Source organism: Streptomyces sp. NPDC002125 (assembly GCF_053593715.1).
In genome coordinates, this window is record NZ_JBSFDD010000051.1 from 1 (window position 1) to 17,042 (window position 17,042).

17 protein-coding genes are annotated in these 17,042 nt (G+C 70.4%); 9 read left to right on the plus strand and 8 right to left on the minus strand.

Going from position 1 to position 17,042, the window contains the following annotated elements:
• Window positions 1–68 precede the first annotated feature (68 nt).
• Window positions 69–1,319, minus strand: a complete 1,251-nt coding sequence (serB, locus tag ACWCQM_RS40130; RefSeq protein ID WP_450920000.1) for a phosphoserine phosphatase SerB — start codon at window positions 1,317–1,319, stop codon at window positions 69–71.
• A gap of 279 nt (window positions 1,320–1,598) precedes the next feature.
• On the opposite strand from serB, the gene ACWCQM_RS40135 reads away from it, so the two are divergent.
• A complete protein-coding gene (locus ACWCQM_RS40135) occupies window positions 1,599–4,199 on the plus strand; it encodes an FHA domain-containing protein (RefSeq protein ID WP_450920001.1) in 2,601 nt (866 codons plus the stop codon).
• Window positions 4,200–4,328: 129 nt separating this feature from the next.
• On the opposite strand, the gene ACWCQM_RS40140 is transcribed toward ACWCQM_RS40135, so the two are convergent.
• The 3 genes from ACWCQM_RS40140 to ACWCQM_RS40150 all read right to left on the minus strand — a co-directional run bounded on the left by ACWCQM_RS40140 (window position 4,329) and on the right by ACWCQM_RS40150 (window position 7,158).
• Window positions 4,329–5,087, minus strand: a complete 759-nt coding sequence (locus ACWCQM_RS40140; RefSeq protein ID WP_450920002.1) for a transglycosylase SLT domain-containing protein — start codon at window positions 5,085–5,087, stop codon at window positions 4,329–4,331.
• 308 nt (window positions 5,088–5,395) lie between these two features.
• Complete coding sequence (locus ACWCQM_RS40145) at window positions 5,396–6,448, minus strand: S-adenosylmethionine:tRNA ribosyltransferase-isomerase (RefSeq protein ID WP_450920003.1); 1,053 nt, start codon at window positions 6,446–6,448, stop codon at window positions 5,396–5,398.
• Window positions 6,445–7,158 (minus strand): SDR family NAD(P)-dependent oxidoreductase, encoded by a 714-nt coding sequence (locus ACWCQM_RS40150; RefSeq protein WP_450920004.1) that lies wholly within the window; start codon window positions 7,156–7,158, stop codon window positions 6,445–6,447. Before ACWCQM_RS40150 ends, ACWCQM_RS40145 begins: the two co-directional genes overlap by 4 nt.
• 190 nt (window positions 7,159–7,348) lie before the next feature.
• On the opposite strand from ACWCQM_RS40150, the gene ACWCQM_RS40155 reads away from it, so the two are divergent.
• The 3 genes from ACWCQM_RS40155 (at window position 7,349) to ACWCQM_RS40165 (ending at window position 9,556) form a co-directional block, all read left to right on the plus strand.
• Complete coding sequence (locus tag ACWCQM_RS40155) at window positions 7,349–8,494, plus strand: GAF domain-containing sensor histidine kinase (protein ID WP_450920005.1); 1,146 nt, start codon at window positions 7,349–7,351, stop codon at window positions 8,492–8,494.
• Window positions 8,487–9,131 (plus strand): response regulator, encoded by a 645-nt coding sequence (locus ACWCQM_RS40160; protein WP_450920006.1) that lies wholly within the window; start codon window positions 8,487–8,489, stop codon window positions 9,129–9,131. Before ACWCQM_RS40155 ends, ACWCQM_RS40160 begins: the two co-directional genes overlap by 8 nt.
• A 170-nt stretch (window positions 9,132–9,301) precedes the next feature.
• A complete protein-coding gene (locus tag ACWCQM_RS40165; protein WP_073747962.1) occupies window positions 9,302–9,556 on the plus strand; it encodes a chaplin family protein in 255 nt (84 codons plus the stop codon).
• A gap of 200 nt (window positions 9,557–9,756) precedes the next feature.
• Here ACWCQM_RS40165 and ACWCQM_RS40170 read toward each other — a convergent pair whose 3' ends face one another.
• Window positions 9,757–10,536 carry a hypothetical protein gene (locus tag ACWCQM_RS40170; RefSeq protein WP_450920007.1) on the minus strand — a complete coding sequence of 260 codons (780 nt, stop codon included), beginning with the start codon at window positions 10,534–10,536 and terminating at the stop codon, window positions 9,757–9,759.
• Between the two features lie 120 nt (window positions 10,537–10,656).
• Between ACWCQM_RS40170 and ACWCQM_RS40175 the strand changes: the two genes are divergently transcribed.
• From ACWCQM_RS40175 to ACWCQM_RS40190, 4 genes are all read left to right on the plus strand, one after another.
• Complete coding sequence (locus ACWCQM_RS40175) at window positions 10,657–11,457, plus strand: ABC transporter ATP-binding protein (RefSeq protein WP_073747964.1); 801 nt, start codon at window positions 10,657–10,659, stop codon at window positions 11,455–11,457.
• Window positions 11,458–11,522: 65 nt separating this feature from the next.
• Window positions 11,523–11,951, plus strand: a complete 429-nt coding sequence (locus ACWCQM_RS40180; protein ID WP_450920008.1) for an NfeD family protein — start codon at window positions 11,523–11,525, stop codon at window positions 11,949–11,951.
• A 137-nt stretch (window positions 11,952–12,088) separates the two neighbouring features.
• Window positions 12,089–13,018 carry an SPFH domain-containing protein gene (locus ACWCQM_RS40185; protein ID WP_033305602.1) on the plus strand — a complete coding sequence of 310 codons (930 nt, stop codon included), beginning with the start codon at window positions 12,089–12,091 and terminating at the stop codon, window positions 13,016–13,018.
• 84 nt (window positions 13,019–13,102) lie between these two features.
• Window positions 13,103–13,870, plus strand: coding sequence for a sulfite exporter TauE/SafE family protein (locus ACWCQM_RS40190; protein WP_450920012.1), 768 nt, complete (start codon window positions 13,103–13,105; stop codon window positions 13,868–13,870).
• Between the two features lie 64 nt (window positions 13,871–13,934).
• Here the strand turns inward: ACWCQM_RS40190 and ACWCQM_RS40195 are convergent, their stop codons facing one another.
• From ACWCQM_RS40195 to ACWCQM_RS40205, 3 genes are all read right to left on the minus strand, one after another.
• A complete protein-coding gene (locus tag ACWCQM_RS40195) occupies window positions 13,935–14,441 on the minus strand; it encodes an HNH endonuclease (protein ID WP_267076487.1) in 507 nt (168 codons plus the stop codon).
• A gap of 141 nt (window positions 14,442–14,582) precedes the next feature.
• A complete protein-coding gene (locus tag ACWCQM_RS40200; RefSeq protein ID WP_450920009.1) occupies window positions 14,583–15,116 on the minus strand; it encodes a YbhB/YbcL family Raf kinase inhibitor-like protein in 534 nt (177 codons plus the stop codon).
• 51 nt (window positions 15,117–15,167) lie between these two features.
• The gene (locus tag ACWCQM_RS40205; protein ID WP_450920010.1) at window positions 15,168–15,950 is read right to left on the minus strand and encodes a sporulation protein; all 783 of its coding nucleotides are present in this window, start codon (window positions 15,948–15,950) and stop codon (window positions 15,168–15,170) included.
• 85 nt (window positions 15,951–16,035) lie between these two features.
• Between ACWCQM_RS40205 and ACWCQM_RS40210 the strand changes: the two genes are divergently transcribed.
• Window positions 16,036–16,677, plus strand: coding sequence for a DNA-3-methyladenine glycosylase (locus ACWCQM_RS40210; RefSeq protein WP_450920011.1), 642 nt, complete (start codon window positions 16,036–16,038; stop codon window positions 16,675–16,677).
• Window positions 16,678–17,042: the final 365 nt, after the last annotated feature.

Below are 17,042 nucleotides of genomic sequence, written 5' to 3' on the forward strand. Positions count from 1 at the left end.
CACACCGGGGAAGGCCGCCGGATAGGTCTGCTTCGGCTTGCCGTCCATGCCGTCGTTGCCCGCGGAGGCTACGACGACGATGTCCTTCGCGAGTGTTCACGGGTGATCCCGAGCAGATACAGCACGGTGTCCAGGAACGGGACGTTCACCGCGGTGTGGGCGGCCTGCCGGACGACCGGCTTGGCGTTGAAGGCGACGCCCAGCCCGGCCGTGTTCAGCATGTCCAGGTCGTTCGCCCCGTCGCCGATCGCGACCGTCTGGGCCAGCGGCACCCCCGCCTGCTCGGCGAAGCTGCGCAGCAGCCGGGCCTTGCCCGCCCGGTCCACGATGTCGCCCACGACCCGGCCGGTCAGCTTGCCGTCGACGACCTCCAGCGTGTTGGCGGAGGCGAAGTCCAGCCCGAGACGCTCCTTGAGGTCGTCCGTGACCTGCGTGAAGCCGCCCGAGACCACACCCACCTGGTAGCCCAGCCGCTTCAGGGTCCGGATCAGGGTGCGCGCGCCGGGGGTCAGCCGGACCTCGGCCCGCACCTTCTCCACCACCGACACGTCGAGCCCCGCCAGCAGCGCCACCCGCGCGTGCAGCGACTGCTCGAAGTCGAGCTCCCCGCGCATCGCCTGCTCGGTCACCTCGGCGACCTCGGCCTCGCAGCCGGCATGGGCCGCGAACAGCTCGATGACCTCGTCCTGGATGAGCGTCGAGTCCACGTCCATGACGACCAGCCGCTGCGCCCGGCGGCTCAGCCCGGCCGACACGACGGCGATGTCGACGCCGATCCCGGCGGCCTCCGGCGCCAGCGCGGTCCTCAGCTCCTCCGTGGCCGTACCGGACACGGCGAACTCGACGGCGGTGACGGGGTACTTCGCCAGACGGAAGATGCGGTCGATGTTGCCGCCGGTGGAGGTGATCCTGGCCGCTATGGCCGCCGTGGACTCCGCGGTCAGCGGGTGACCCAGCACGGTCACATGGGAACGCCCGTAGCCGCGGGGCCGGTTGTCGCCCGTACCCGAGATGATCTCGGCCTGGAGCTTGAGCGACTCCGCCCAGCTGTGCACGGTCGACCGGAGGTCGCCCTCGGTCGTGCCGCCCGGGGCCGGAGAGGTCACCAGGGCGCACAGCACGATGCGTCCACGGGTGACGACCTGCTCGATGTCCACGACATCGACGGCGAAGGCGGCAAGGGTGTCGAAGAGCCCGGCCGTGATGCCCGGACGGTCCTTCCCGAAGATCTTGACCAGAAGGGTGGGTGCGTCCGCGTCCCGAGGGGGCTCGGGGAGCTCAGGAGACCGGGGAGACCGAGGTGGCTGAGATGCGCTCATGGTGCTCCCACCGTATAGGGCGGCCGGGCGGGCTCCGAAGCCCGTCCCGAGTGGCGGACAGCCCGGTCCGGGGGCCCGGCGGGCCCGGCGGCCCGGGAGAAGATGCCTCGGATGCGGTACTCCCGACCGCTTTCTCCCGAGTCGCCGGGCGGAATGCGGAGTCTCCGCGCCCTCTTCACGCCGCCCGGCTTTCCGTCGGGGGACCGCTCCTGGAATAGTTCGCCACGATGTTCAGCATCCCTACGCTTCCTGCGACGGGAGCGACACGGGGGACGACTAGTGGGGCGCGGAGTGCCGGAACTCGTACTGGAATTGAATGGAAGGACCTGGACGCTCGATCCGTCCAGGTCGTACACCCTCGGACGTGATCCGCAGGGCGACCTGGTGATCGACGACGCCAGAGTCTCGTGGCGGCATGCCACGATCAGCTGGAACGGGCGCGGCTGGTCCATCGAGGACCATGGCAGCACGAACGGCACGTATGCGCAGGGTCAGCGCGTCCAGCGGCTGGAGATCGGCCCCGGAAGCGTCGTACACCTGGGCAACGCCACCGACGGACCGCGGCTGAGCCTCAGCGCCGCGGCGGGTGCCGGGGTCCACGGCGGGCCGGTGGCCGGAGCGCAGCAGGCCCCCGCGCAGCAGCCTCAGCACGCTCCCGCTCAGCAGCCCGTACAGCAGCAGCCGCAGGCGCCCGTACAGCAGCCGCAGCAGCAGGGGGCGGCCGGATGGCCCGGTGGCCCCGCACCGCAGCAGGGCTGGCAGCAGCAGCCCCAGGTCCCGCACCAGGGGCAGCAGCCTCCGGTTCCGCACCAGCAGGGTCACGGCGCGGGCGGTCACGGCGGCGCGGCGGGAGCTCCGCCGGTCTACGGGGACCGCAGCCCGACCACCTTCCACCAGCTGGACCTGGGCCGGGTCATGCGTATCGGCCGTGCGCTGGAGAACGAGCTGGTCGTCTCCGACCTCCAGGTCTCGCGTCTGCACGCCGAGTTCCGGGCGACGCCCGACGGCCGCTTCGAGATCCGGGACCTCGGGTCGCACAACGGCACCTACGTCAACGGCCAGCCGCTCAGCAAGTCCGGCTCCGCGCTCATCGGCGCCAACGACATCGTCGGTGTGGGTCACTCGACCTTCCGGCTGGTCGGGGACCGGCTGGAAGAGTTCGTCGACACCGGTGAGGTCTCCTTCTCGGCCCGCCACCTCACGGTGACGGTCGACGGAGGCAAGGACATCCTCAAGGACGTCTCCTTCGGTGTCCCGGAGAAGTCCCTGATCGCCGTCATCGGCCCCTCGGGCTCCGGCAAGTCCACCCTGCTCAAGGCGCTGACCGGCTACCGGCCCGCCAACCAGGGTGACGTCCTCTACGACAACCGGAACCTCTACAAGCAGTTCGCCGAGCTGCGGCAGCGCATCGGGCTGGTCCCGCAGGACGACATCCTGCACAAGGAACTCACGGTCACCCGGGCTCTGCGCTACGCGGCCAAGCTGCGCTTCCCCGCGGACACCACCGAGGCCGAGCGCACCGCCCGGATCCACGAGGTCCTCGCCGAGCTCAAGCTCGACATCCACAAGGACAAGAAGATCACCTCGCTCTCCGGCGGCCAGCGCAAGCGCGTCTCGGTCGCCCTGGAGCTGCTGACCAAGCCGTCGCTGATCTTCCTGGACGAGCCCACCTCGGGTCTCGACCCCGGCATGGACCGCGACGTCATGCAGCTGCTGCGCGGCCTCGCCGACGACGGGCGTACGGTCCTCGTCGTCACGCACTCCGTTGCCGAGCTGGCCATCTGCGACAAGCTCCTGGTGATGGCTCCCGGCGGATCGGTCGCCTACTTCGGGCCGCCCGAGGAGGCGCTCAACTTCTTCGGCTACACCAGCTGGGCCGATGTCTTCTCGGCGTTCGAGAACTACCGCGAGTACGACTGGTCGGGACGCTGGCGCGGCTCGCAGCACTACCAGATGTACGCCGCGGACATCGACGCGGTCGCCGCGCAGCCCGTGCACATGCCGCCGCCGCAGCAGATCCGGCCGCCGAAGCCCTCCGGCTGGGTGGCCCAGCTGTGGACGCTGATGCGCCGATACGTCTCGGTGATCGCGTCTGACAAGGGCTTCCTGCTCCTGATGGTGCTCCTGCCGGCCGTGCTCGGAGTGGTGAGCGTGGTCATCCCCGCGGAGTTCGGCCTGGCGGAGCCCGATCCGCCCTCCCGGTTCAACGGCAAGGCCGGAACGATCATGCTGATCCTGGCGGTCGGCATGTGCTTCGCCGCCGCCGCCAACTCCGTACGAGAACTGATCAAGGAACGGGTGATCTACGAGCGGGAACGGGCCACCGGGCTCTCCCGTTCCGCCTATCTGCTGTCCAAGGTGATCGTCCTCGGCGTGATCACGGCCTTCCAGGGTGTGATCATCTGCGGGATCGGCTTCTCCACCCGGAAGCTGCCGGAGGAGGGCCTGTTCATGCCTCCGGCCGCCGAGATCTGCGTGTCGATCATCGTGCTCGGCTTCACCTCGATGATGTTCGGCCTGATGATCTCCGCGCTGGTGAAGACCGCCGAGAAGACGATGCCGCTGCTCGTCATGTTCGCCATCGTCCAGGTCGTCTTCACCGGTGTGCTCTTCCAGGTCTACGGTTCGCCCGGCCTGGAACAGTTCGCCTGGCTGATGCCCTCGCGCTGGGCCGTGGCCGCCGCCGGCACCACGCTGGACCTCGCCCACCTCATGCCGCCGTGGGACCCGAAGAACCCGACCGACCTGGACCCGCTGTGGGAGCACTCGGCCGGCCAGTGGGGCATCAACATCACGGTGATGCTCGTCATGAGCGGCGTCCTCTTCGTCGCGGTCTCCCGGATGCTGCGCCGCCATGAGCCCGAGGTCATGCGGAAGTAGCGCACCGGTCCCGGAAATGCCCGAGGGCGGCACCCCACGGGGTGCCGCCCTTCGGCATGTGCCGGCCGGTCACGCGACGCTGCGGACCGGCGGGCCGGCTCTCTGCCCAGGCCTTGCTCGGTGCGTGGCTCAGTACGCGCTGTCGACGTTGTCGATGGAGCCGTACTTGTCGGCGGCGTAGTTCGCGGCCGCGGTGATGTTGGCGACCGGGTCGTACTGGTCGTGCTTGGTGCCCTTGACGTGGTAGTAGTCGAAGGTCGGCTTGATCACCTGCAGCAGACCCTTGGACGGGACGCCGTTGATCGCGTTGATGTCCCAGTTGTTGATGGCGCGGGGGTTACCGCTGGACTCGCGCATGATGTTGCGGTGCAGGCCCTCGTACGTGCCGGGGATGTCCTTCTTGTCCATGATGGCGAGAGCCTCACGGATCCAGCCGTCGAGGTTGTTCGCGTAGACCGGCTTGCGGTCGGCCGCGCGGCTGGCCTTCTTCTCGGCGGCACGCTTCTTCGCGGCGGCCTTGGCCTCGGCCTTCTTCTCGGCGGCGGCCTTGCTCTTCGCCTCGGCGACGGCCTTGGCCTTGGCCTCGGCCTTCTCGGCCGCCTTCTTCTTCGCGGCCGTCTCCTCGGCCTTGGCGGCGTCGACGGACTTCACGAGCTGGTCGGTCGTGTTCTGCCCCAGGCCGGTGGCCTTGAGGCTCTGCGTCTGCGAGCCGGTGTAGGCGACCGGCGCGGCGGCCGAAGCGGCCTGCGGCTCGGTGGTGGCCGACGCGTCGTTCGGGACGAGCGAGAAGGCGATGCCGGCGGCGGCCAGGGTCGAGACCCCCGCGACGGAGAGCTTCTGGACCTTGTTCAGACGACGGCTACGGCTGGTGACACGGGAGAAAGACATACAGTCGTACCTCTTCGGATCGTGGTGCCCTCGGCGAGGACGCGGACGGAAGCGCCGGGGCGCATCTCCGTCGGGGACAACACGATTCTTAGCTACCGCAAAACGCCATGGCAAAGGTGTGACGTACGAAGCCGGATAGTGGAACGCGGTCTTGTTCATACCCCCTTGTCCGGTTTGAACCCCGAGAACTTGCCCGGTTTGCACCAACTATCCGTCTTCGTAAGTGACCTGGGTCCTATGCCTGGGCTCACATGGGGAGCCCTTCGCGCTCACAAATAGTTGCTTCTGTAATGCGGAGCGTAAGGGGCTTATCGGGCAGGCGGCAGCAGCAGATGGGCATCGCCGAACTCGTGCCACAGATAGCGCCGCTCCAGGGCCCCGGCATAGGCCCGCCGCAGCGCCTCCCGCCCCGCGACCGCCTCCAGCATCAGCAGGTGCGATGCCTCCGGCTCGTGCAGCCCGGTCAGCAGCCCGTCCACCACCCGCACGCCCCGCCGCGGGGTCACCACCAGATCCGTCCAACCCGCCGCGGGCCGCACCGTCCCGTCCTCGCCCGCCGCGGACTCCAGGGCCCGCACCGCCGTCGTCCCCACGGCGATCACCCTGCCCCCGCCCGCACGGGCCGCCGCGACCAGCCACGCCGTCGAGGCCGGCACCTCGAACCGCTCCGGGTAGGGAGGCTCGTGCGCCTCGGCCGACGCCACCCCCGTGTGCAGCGTCAGCGGGGCGAACTGCACCCCCCGGCTCACCAGCCCCGCCACCAGCCCCGCCGTGAACGGCCTCGCCGCGCTCGGCATCTCCGCCGAACCGCTGCCGTCGGGCGACGGCACGGCGAACACCGTCCGGTACGCCGACAAGGGCTGGTCGCGCTCCGTGTACGCGTACCGGATCGGCCGCCCGTACCGGCTCAGCAGCCCCGGCACGTCCCCGGGCACCCGCGCCCACCACAGCCTCGACCCCTCACCCGGCCCGAGCGGCTCGTCCAGCACCAGCGCGCTCCCGCCCGGCAGCCGCACCACGGCGCCCGCCGGACCGCCGGGGCGCGGCCGGGTGGTCCCCGCACCGTCCGGCCGGCGCAGCTCCACCGCCCAGCGGCCGTCCTCGCCACGGGTCGAGAAGTGCACGACGACCCGCTCGCCCGCCAGGCGCCCGTTCACCGCCGCCGCCAGCGTCATCGACGTGTTCACCACCAGGACGTCCCCGGCCCGCAGCTCCCCGGGCAGCTCCCGGAACCTGCGATGGGAGACCTCGGTGCCCCGCGAGACCAGCAGCCGTACGTCGTCCCGGCCCGACCCGCGCTGCTCCGGCGGCACCCGCGCCGACAGTTCGGGGGGCACCCGCAGGGCCTCCAGCGCGGTCACCGCTCCTCCCCTCCGTCCGCGCCCAGCAGCGCCGCAGCCGTGTACCGGCCGCCGGGCGGGCGCAGCTCCAGCAGCCGCACGAAGGCGGGAGCCACGCTCTCCGCGTCCGGCCGCGCCCCGGTGTCCTCGGGCACCGCCGCCGTATAGAGGTCCGTCGCCATGTCGCCCGGGTCCACCGCCCACACCCGGAGACCGGGCTCCTCCTCGCCGAGCACCGCGACCAGCTGGTCGAGCGCCGCCTTCGACGCCCCGTAACCGCCCCAGGTGGGATACGGCTCGGTGGCCGCGTCCGAGCTCACCGCCACCACCGCCCCGGCCGCCGACGCCCTCAGCAGCGGCAGCGCCTCCTGCACGAGCCCGAGCGCCGCCACCACATTCGTCTCCAGGGCCTGCCGCAGCCCCTCCAGCGGCAGCGCCTCCAGCCGCACGAGCGGCTCGGCCCCCAGCGCGCTCGCATTGCTCACCAGTAGGTCGAGACCGCCCAGCTCCCCGGCCGCCGCCACCAGCGCCTCGCGGTGCGCCGGGTCCGTGACGTCCCCCGCCACGGCCGCGACCCGTGTCCCGTACCGGCCGCTCAGCTCTCGCGCCGTCTCCGTGAGCGCCCCGGCCGATCTGGCGTCCAGCACCAGATCCCAGCCCCGCCGGGCCAGCGCGGCAGCCGTCGCGCGCCCCAGCCCCTTCGATCCGCCCGTGATCATCGCGACAGGCATGACAACCGTCCCCTCGTACGCCTCGTGCCCCGTGGGGCTCCGACGCCCTCAACGTAGGAACCCCACGGACCCCCGCGCCTCGGCCATCGGCCGCAGCCGCCCGAGGCACTTCGGCCTAGGGCTCAGGCCCCACCACAAGGGCGTCCACAGCCCGATACGGAGCCGGAACCCCCGCCGGTACGGTGAGGGCATGACTCATCGCCCGCCCTCGGGCCTCGCCGCGGTCAGCGCCGCGCTGCTCGCCATGAGCCGGCACCTCGAAATGCGGGACGTCCTCAAGACGATCGTCGCCTCCGCCCGCGAGCTGCTGGACGCCGAGTACGCGGCCCTGGGCGTCCCGGACGACCACGGCGGCTTCGCCCAGTTCGTCGTCGACGGGGTCAGCGACGAGCAGTGGAAGGCCATCGGCCCGCTGCCCCGCCAGCACGGCATCCTCGCGGCGATGCTCCATGAGGCGAAGCCCCAGCGGCTGGCCGACGTACGCCAGGACCCCCGGTTCGAGGGCTGGCCCGACGCCCACCCCGACATGTCCGACTTCCTCGGGCTGCCCATCCAGGACGGCGACGAGACCATCGGCGCGCTCTTCCTCGCCAACAAGCGCTGCCCCCGGCCCACGGGCGGCTGCGGCTTCACCGAGGAGGACGAGGAGCTCCTCGGGATCCTCGCCCAGCACGCGGCGATCGCCCTCACCAACGCCAGGCTCTACGAACGCAGCCGCGAGCTCACGATCGCCGAGGAGCGCTCACGGCTCGCCCACGAACTGCACGACGCCGTCAGCCAGAAGCTCTTCTCGCTCCGGCTCACCGCCCAGGCCGCCGCCGCCCTCGTCGACCGCGACCCGGCCCGGGCCAAGGGCGAGCTCCAGCAGGTCGCCACCCTGGCGGGGGAGGCCGTGGACGAGCTGCGCGCCGCCGTCGTCGAGCTGCGCCCCGCCGCCCTGGACGAGGACGGCCTGGTCGCCACGCTCCGTACGCAGGTCCAGGTCCTGGACCGCGCCCACACCGCCCGGGTCACCTTCGAGAGCACCGGGGTGCGCGCCCTCCCGTCGGCCCAGGAGGAGGCGATGCTCCGGGTCGCGCAGGAAGCCCTGCACAACGCCCTGCGTCACTCGGGCGCCGCCCGGGTCACCGTCACGCTCGGCCGTGAGGCCGCCTCCGTCGTGCTCCGGATCACCGATGACGGCCGAGGCTTCGACACCCAGGTGATCCGGAGCGCCGGACGTCATCTCGGCCTCGTCTCGATGCGGCACAGGGCCGGCAGCGTCGGAGGCCGGCTCGCGGTCGAATCGGAGCCCGGAGAGGGCACCACTATCCGTATGGAGGTCCCCTGTGGCTGACAAGACGATCAAGGTGCTGCTGGTCGACGACCACCAGGTGGTCCGCAGGGGACTGCGCACCTTCCTGGAGGTCCAGGACGACATAGAGGTCGTGGGGGAGGCGTCGGACGGGGCCGAGGGAGTCGCCAGGACGGAGGAGCTGCGCCCCGACGTGGTCCTGATGGACATCAAGATGCCGGGTACGGACGGCATCGAGGCGCTGCGCAGGCTCAGGGAGCTGGAGAACCCGGCCAAGGTCCTGATCGTCACCAGCTTCACCGAACAGCGCACCGTCGTCCCGGCCCTGCGGGCGGGGGCCTCGGGTTACGTGTACAAGGACGTGGACCCGGACGCCCTCGCGGGCGCCATCCGCTCGGTGCACGCGGGCCATGTCCTGCTCCAGCCGGAGGTCGCCGACGCGCTGCTGGCCCAGGAGGACACGGGCGGTGGCACGGGCCGGGGCAGCACCCTGACCGAGCGGGAGCGCGAGGTGCTCGGGCTGATCGCCGACGGGCGCTCCAACCGGGAGATCGCCAGGGCGCTCGTCCTGTCGGAGAAGACCGTGAAGACCCATGTCTCGAACATCCTGATGAAGCTCGATGTGGCGGACAGGACCCAGGCGGCCCTGTGGGCGGTCCGGCACGGGGCGGCGAGCTGACAGCCCTGGGGAGAAGCGGAGTGCCGTCGGACAAGCGGACGGGTCGCCTCCAGTCCGAGATTCATACTGTCGGGTGTATGTCACCCGGATGGCGCATCCTCCGCCGTGCGGACGGCGTTCTCCATGCATGCCGCGGCGGTCGGCCGCGGCGATGCGAGGAGGATCCTGAAGTGAAGAACCTGAAGAAGGCCGCAGCCGTCACCATGATCGCGGGCGGAATCATCGCCGCCGGTGCCGGAGCCGCCTCCGCCACGGGCCACGGCGGCGGCGCCGGTGCCCACGGCACGGCCGCGGGCTCCCCGGGCGTCATCTCGGGCAACGTGGTCCAGGTCCCGGTGCACGTCCCGGTCAACGTGGTCGGCAACACGGTCAACGTGGTGGGTCTGCTCAACCCGGCCTTCGGAAACCTCGGCCTGAACGGCTGACCGACGCCTCACCCCTCACCCCCCGGCCGCCGTGCGGACTCGACCGAGCCCGCACGGCGGCCGACGGCGTTACGGCGCACCGGTCTCCTGCCCGGCGGCCGAGGGCGGACCGGCCGCGCTGGTTTCCCGCCCGGCGGCCGACGCCGTGCCGGCCGCGCTGGTCTCCCGCCCGGCGGCCGACGCCGTGCCGGCCCGAGGCCCTACCGCCCCCGCTCCTCCACATACGCGTTGTACGCCGCGACCTGCGCCCGCCGCGCCGTCCGCTCCACCGGCCGCAGCGCCTCGCCCCTGGCCGCGATCTCCGAGGCGCTCACCGCGCCGCCGTGCCCGTTCTCATGGGCCACCGCCACCAGCAGCCCCACCCGCTGAGCCAGCTCCAGCACCCGTACCGCACGCGGCGGATACCCCGGCGCCAGGACCTCGCGCCCCCGCTCCGCCCGGGCCCGGTACGCGTCCACGGCGGCCTCGGCGACCGGGCCGGAAGCGGCGACATCCAGCCGCGACAGCACCGCCGTCGCATCCCGCAGGGCCTCGGCGAGTTCCCGCTCCGCCTCGCTCAGCGACGGCACATCGGCGGGCGGCGCCTCCCGTACGGGCAGACAGCGCCACACCACCTCGACATGCACGTCACCGGCGGGCCCCGCCTCGCTCACCTCCGGCACGAGCCCGTACGGAGCCCCGGAGGTGACGACCGCCTCCTCCGCCTCCAGCGCCCTCGCGTTGAAGTCCGGCGGGCCGCTGAGCCCCAGCGGATGTCCTGGCACCGGCAGCGCGACCCGGAAACCGGTCGCCCCCAGCCCCCTCAGCCGACCGAGCGCCAGCGTGAGCCCCACCGGCCCCGTCTCACCCGGCAGCCCCTCGACGCGGTGCACCGCGTCCTCGCCGACGATCGCGAGCGCCGCGTCGTCAGGTGACACAAGTCCGGCCAAAAGCGCGTTTCCCCATGCGGCAAGCCGCCCTGAGCGTGGTTCCGAAAGCATGGGAACAGCCTAGGGAACGGCCCCAGGGCCTGAGCACTCTTCGGGTGGCGTAGGTTTTCCCTGGGAGCTGTGCCCACAGGCACGCGACGATCTCGACACTGTATGGGGAGACAACGCGCCATGAGCGATGTACTGGAGCTGGTGGACGTATCCGTGGTCCGCGACGGACGCGCTCTGGTGGACGACGTCTCCTGGTCGGTCAAGGAGGGGGAGCGCTGGGTCATCCTCGGCCCGAACGGCGCCGGCAAGACCACGCTCCTCAACATCGCGTCCAGCTATCTCTTCCCCTCCACTGGTTCGGCCAAGATCCTCGGCGAGCGGCTCGGCGGGGTCGGCACCGACGTCTTCGAGCTCCGGCCCCGCATCGGCATCGCCGGTGTCGCGATGGCCGAAAAGCTCCCCAAGCGCCAGACCGTGCTGCAGACGGTGCTCACCGCCGCGTACGGCATGACCGCAACCTGGCACGAGGACTACGAAGCCGTCGACGAGGAGCGCGCCCGCGCCTTCCTCGACCGCCTCGGCATGACCGAGTTCCTCGACCGCAAGTTCGGCACGCTCTCCGAGGGCGAGCGCAAGCGCACCCTCATCGCCCGCGCCATGATGACCGACCCCGAGCTGCTCCTCCTCGACGAGCCCGCCGCCGGGCTCGACCTCGGAGGACGCGAGGACCTGGTCCGCCGCCTCGGCCGGCTGGCCCGTGACCCGTACGCCCCCTCCATGGTCATGGTCACCCACCACGTCGAGGAGATCGCCCCCGGCTTCACCCACGTCCTGATGATCCGCCAGGGCAAGGTGCTGGCCGCCGGCCCCATGGAGACCGAGCTCAGCTCCCGGAACCTCTCCCTCTGCTTCGGCCTGCCCCTCGTCGTCGAGCACCACGGCGACCGCTACACCGCCCGCGGTCTGCCCCTCGGCGGGTAGTCGCACCACGGCCAACCTCTCCTGCGCCCTGTCGGCGAGCGCACTCGCGGTCCTACGATGACCCTGTGGACATCGACGCGTGGGTGTGGTGGCTGATCGGCGCGGTGGGACTGGGCATTCCCCTCGTCCTGACCGCGATGCCCGAATTCGGGATGTTCGCCGTCGGGGCGGTGGCCGCTGCCGTCATCGCGGCCCTCGGAGGCAGCATCGTCGCCCAAGTCCTGGTCTTCGTCGTGGTGTCGGTGGCGCTGGTCGCCGTCGTACGCCCCATCGCGGCCAGGCATCGTTCGGGCCGGCCGGGGGAAGCCACCGGGATCGACGCCCTGAAGGGCCGTCAAGCCGTGGTGCTGGAACGGGTCACCTCCAGCGGCGGGCGAATCAAGCTCGCCGGTGAGGTCTGGTCGGCCCGGACGCTCGACAGCGACCAGGTCTTCGAACCGGGCGACCAGGTCGACGTCGTGGACATCGACGGTGCAACGGCCGTCGTCATGTGAGCGAACCGGTCACGCGGCAGCCCGCAGTCTGCCAAACTCGAAGTCGATCATCATGGGAATGCAACTGTCATGACCCCTATGACAGTTCGACCTCGATCACCGCGATCCGTCGGCAACCGAAGGGCACGAGGCACACGATGCAACCGATCATCATCGTCCTGATCATTCTGGTGGTGCTCGTCTTCATCGCCCTGATCAAGACGATCCAGGTCATCCCGCAGGCCAGTGCCGCCATCGTCGAGCGCTTCGGCCGCTACACCCGCACCCTCAACGCCGGGCTGAACATCGTCGTCCCGTTCATCGACTCGATCCGCAACAGGATCGACCTCCGTGAACAGGTCGTCCCCTTCCCGCCGCAGCCGGTGATCACCCAGGACAACCTCGTCGTCAACATCGACACCGTCATCTACTACCAGGTGACCGACGCCCGCGCCGCGACGTACGAGGTCGCCAGCTACATCCAGGCGATCGAGCAGCTCACCGTCACCACCCTGCGCAACATCATCGGCGGAATGGACCTGGAGCGGACCCTGACCTCCCGCGAGGAGATCAACGCCGCACTGCGCGGAGTCCTCGACGAGGCCACCGGCAAGTGGGGCATCCGCGTCAACCGCGTCGAGCTCAAGGCCATCGAGCCGCCCACCTCCATCCAGGACTCGATGGAGAAGCAGATGCGCGCCGACCGTGACAAGCGCGCCGCGATCCTCACCGCGGAAGGCATCAGGCAGTCCGCGATCCTCACCGCGGAGGGAGAGAAGCAGTCCGCGATCCTCCGCGCGGAGGGCGAGGCCAAGGCATCGGCCCTGCGCGCCGAGGGCGAGGCCCAGGCCATCCGTACGGTCTTCGAGTCCATCCACGCCGGGGACCCGGACCAGAAGCTCCTCTCGTACCAGTACCTCCAGATGCTTCCGAAGATCGCCGAGGGCGACGCCAACAAGCTCTGGATCGTGCCCAGCGAGATCGGCGACGCGCTCAAGGGCCTCAGCGGGGCCTTCGGCAACCTCGGCAGCGGCGCCCCCGGCTTCAACACGGGAACGGAACGCCGGGAGCAGCCCCCGGTCGACTGACCGCGAAGCACCTTCATGCATGATCGGTGAGGCCCCTCGACCTTCATGGCGGGGAGGCATCACTGACCATCGAAGGGGATGGCCTTGTCCATCTGGGAGATTCTCGCGGTCTTCGCGGCCGGCGTCGGCGCGGGCACCATCAACACCATCGTCGGCTCGGGCACGTTGATCACCTTTCCGGTGCTCCTCGCCACCGGCCTGCCACCGGTCACCGCGACCGTGTCCAACGCGCTCGGGCTCATCCCGGGCTCCATCAGCGGAGCGATCGGCTACCGCGAGGAACTCACCGGCCAGCGCCGCCGGATACTCAAGCTGAGCGCCGGCGCGCTGATCGGCGGACTCACCGGGGCCACGCTCCTGCTCGCACTGCCCTCCACGGCGTTCGAGACGATCGTCCCCGTCCTGGTGGCCCTCGCGCTCGTCCTGGTCATCCTGCAGCCCCGCATCAGCAAGGCCGTCCAGCGCCGCCGCGAGCAGAAGGGCACCACCGCCCGCCCCGACGGGGGGCCGCTGCTCTTCGTCGGCCTGACGCTCGCCAGTGTGTACGGCGGCTACTTCACGGCGGCCCAGGGCATCATCTACCTCTCCCTGATGGGCATGCTGCTCGACGACACGATGCAGCGTCTCAACGCCGTCAAGAACGTCCTCGCCGCCGTCGTCAACAGCGTGGCCGCCCTCTTCTTCCTCTTCGTCGCGGACTTCGACTGGACGGCTGTCGTACTCATCGCGGTGGGCTCAGCGATCGGCGGCCAGATAGGCGCCAAGGTCGGCCGCCGGCTCAGCCCGCGCCTCCTGCGCGCCCTGATCGTGGTCGTCGGTACCGCCGCCATCGTGCAGCTGCTGCTGCGCTGACGCACCGAAGCCCGCCCCCTCGGGTGACGAGGGGACGGGCTCCGCGACCGTTCGTCCGCGGTGGTCAGGCCGCCGAGCGCGCCAGCCACTCCGGCAGCGCCGACCGGTCACCGGCTCCCAGCGCGAGCAGCATCGCGTCCGCGGGCGACGGCACGAAGGGCTGACGCAGCAGGGGCATGCCCGCCTGCTCGGGAGTCCGGGCCGCTTTGCGGTGGTTGTCCTCGGCGCACGAGGCCACGGTGTTCAGCCAGGTGTCCTGGCCGCCCTGGGCCCGCGGCACGACGTGGTCCACCGTGCTCGCCCGCCGCCCGCAGTACGCGCACCGGTGCTGGTCCCGTATGAGGACGCCCCTCCTGGACCACGGGGCGTGTCTTCGGAACGGCACCCGTACGTACCGGCAGAGCCTGATCACCCGGGGCACCGGAAGATCCACGGCGGCACCCCGCATACGGAGGCCGGGATGCGACTGCTCGACGACGGCCTTGTCCTGGAGGATCAGAACCACCGCACGGTTGAGCGTCACCGTCGACAGCGGCTCGAAGCTCGCGTTGAGCACCAGTGTGTCCCGCATCCTGCCCACCTCCCGTGTGCCGCCCGTCAGTCGGCGGGCCCGGTTCAACTCTGTCCGGGCGAGCCGTGATGGACAACGCAATAAAAAGTGCCCTGCCCTGATCTCTCCAAGACCAGGGCAGGGCAAACAGGAGGCGAACCTTCAGCTTTCCGGCGAGGCGTACTCCCCGATCAGCTGGGCGCGGCCCAGGGTGTGGAACCGCAGGTTGAATCCGACCGCCGCGGGCGACGCGTCACTGTCGGGACCGAGCTTCTCGGTGTCCACCGCGTACACGGTGAAGACATAGCGGTGGTTCTCGCCGGCCGGCGGCGCGGCACCGCCGAACTCCTTCGACCCGTAGTCGTTGCGCGCCTGCACGGCACCCTGGGGCAGCCCATCGAACGCCCCGCTGCCGGCCCCGGCCGGGAGCTCCGTGACCGAGGCCGGGATGTCGAAGAGCACCCAGTGCCAGAACCCGCTGCCCGTCGGCGCGTCCGGGTCGAAGCACGTCACGGCGAAGCTCTTCGTCCCCGCGGGGAATCCCTCCCACCGCAACTGCGGCGAGGTGTTCCCCGCAGCGAACACCTGGGCATCGGCCAGCACGGCGCCCGGCGCGAGGTCCTCGCTCACCACGGTGAAGGAAGCGACCTCGGGATGGAAGTCGTGCGGCAGCGGCGCCCTCTTCGGCTCGGTCACGTCAGCACCTCTCCTGATCGGCAACGGTCTCCCCACCGACCTTAGGGGGTGTCAGAGCCAGTTGCGCTGGCCGCCGACCTGCGCGAGCCACTGGTTGAGGTACGCGGCCCAGTCCGTGCCCTGGTAGTCGTCGAGACCGACCTTGAACGAACGGAAGGAGTCGCTGCCCTCGCTGAAGAGGCCCGGCTTCTTGTCCATCTCCAGGACGACGTCCATCTCACGGTCGTCCGCGATGAACGTCAGCTCCACCTGGTTCAGCCCGCGGTACTGCTGCGGCGGGAAGAACTCGATCTCCTGGTAGAACGGCAGGCGCTGGCGGGTGCCGCGGATGTGGCCCCGCTCCATGTCGGCGGACCGGAAACCGAAGCCGAGCTGCCCGAAGGCGTCCAGGATGGCCTGCTGGGCGGGGAGCGGGTGCACGTTGACCGGGTCGAGGTCACCGGAGTCCACCGCGCGGGCGATCTCCAGCTCCGTCGTCACCCCGATGTTCATGCCGCGCAACTGCTGCCCGCCGAGCACGGTGATCGGAGTCTCCCAGGGGATCTCCAGCCCGAACGGGACGACGTGCACCGCACCGGCCTTCACCTCGAAGGCACCGCCCAGCCGCAGCTTGGTGAACTCGATGTCCTGCTTGGTCTCCTGGTCCGTGCCCTCGACCTCGACCCGTGCCTGCATGCCGACCGAGAGACCCTCGATCTGCTGGTCGACGGAACCGCCCTGGATCCGCACCTCGCCCTGGACGACCCCACCGGGGACGACATTGAGTTCGGTCAGTTCGGTCTCGACGGAAGCACCGCCGGCACCCATGCTCGCGAGCAGCCGCTTGAAGCCCATGTTTTCCTCCTTGTTCCTGACCCCTACATACGCGCCACGACCGTAGCCGGTTCCCGAAGCGCCGAGCCCAGTACCCTCGGACGCCATGAACGAGGGCATGGAGCGCACGCCGCTCACGCGGGACTTCTTCGACCGGCCGGTCCTGGAGGTGGCACCGGATCTCCTGGGCCGCGTCCTTGTCCGGACCACCGACGCGGGCCCGATGGAGCTCCGGCTGACGGAGGTCGAGGCGTACGCGGGCGAGATCGACCCGGGCTCCCACGCCTTCCGCGGCCGCACGGCCCGCAACAGCGTGATGTTCGGCCCGCCCGGCCACTCCTACGTCTACTTCACGTACGGGATGTGGCACTGCCTCAATCTGGTGTGCGGCCCCGAAGGCCGCGCGAGCGGTGTCCTGCTCCGGGCGGGCGAGATCGGTGTCGGCGCCGAGCAGGCACGCACACGTCGATTCTCGGCCCGGAACGACAGAGAACTGGCCAAAGGCCCGGCGCGGCTGGCCACGGCCCTCGACGTGGACCGGGCGCTGAACGGCGTCGACGTGGTGGCCGGCCCGCAGGGACCGCTGTCCGTGCTCACGGGCACCCCACCACCTCGCGACCAGGTACGGAGCGGTCCTCGTACGGGTGTCGGGGGTGACGGCTCCCATCAGCCGTGGCGCTTCTGGATCGACGGAGACCCGACGGTGAGCCCGTACAGGGCCCATGTGCCACGCCGACGGTCAACTTGACTCGCCCCTGCCGTTTCCCTAATGTAGTCCGAGCCGCTTGAACGGATGCAGTTGTCGGCGCGGTCCATCGGACCGGGTCGAGGCATCGTGAGAGGGCCAACCACTACCTACGATTCACCCCTTGCGGGTGCAATTTCGGCATGCCGGAATTCGCCCATCGACTCGATTATGAGTCGCAGTGGAAATCGGTTAACGTAGTGAACACGCCGAAAGGCAAAGGCCACTCCACAGGCCGCCGGAATCAAATTCGGACCGGAAACGGAACGAAAGAGAGTCTGGTAAAGTTGGAACCGCCGGAAAGGGAAACGCGAAAGCGAAGAACTGGAAAGCGAAACAAGCAGTAACCCGCTTCGACCGGGAATCGG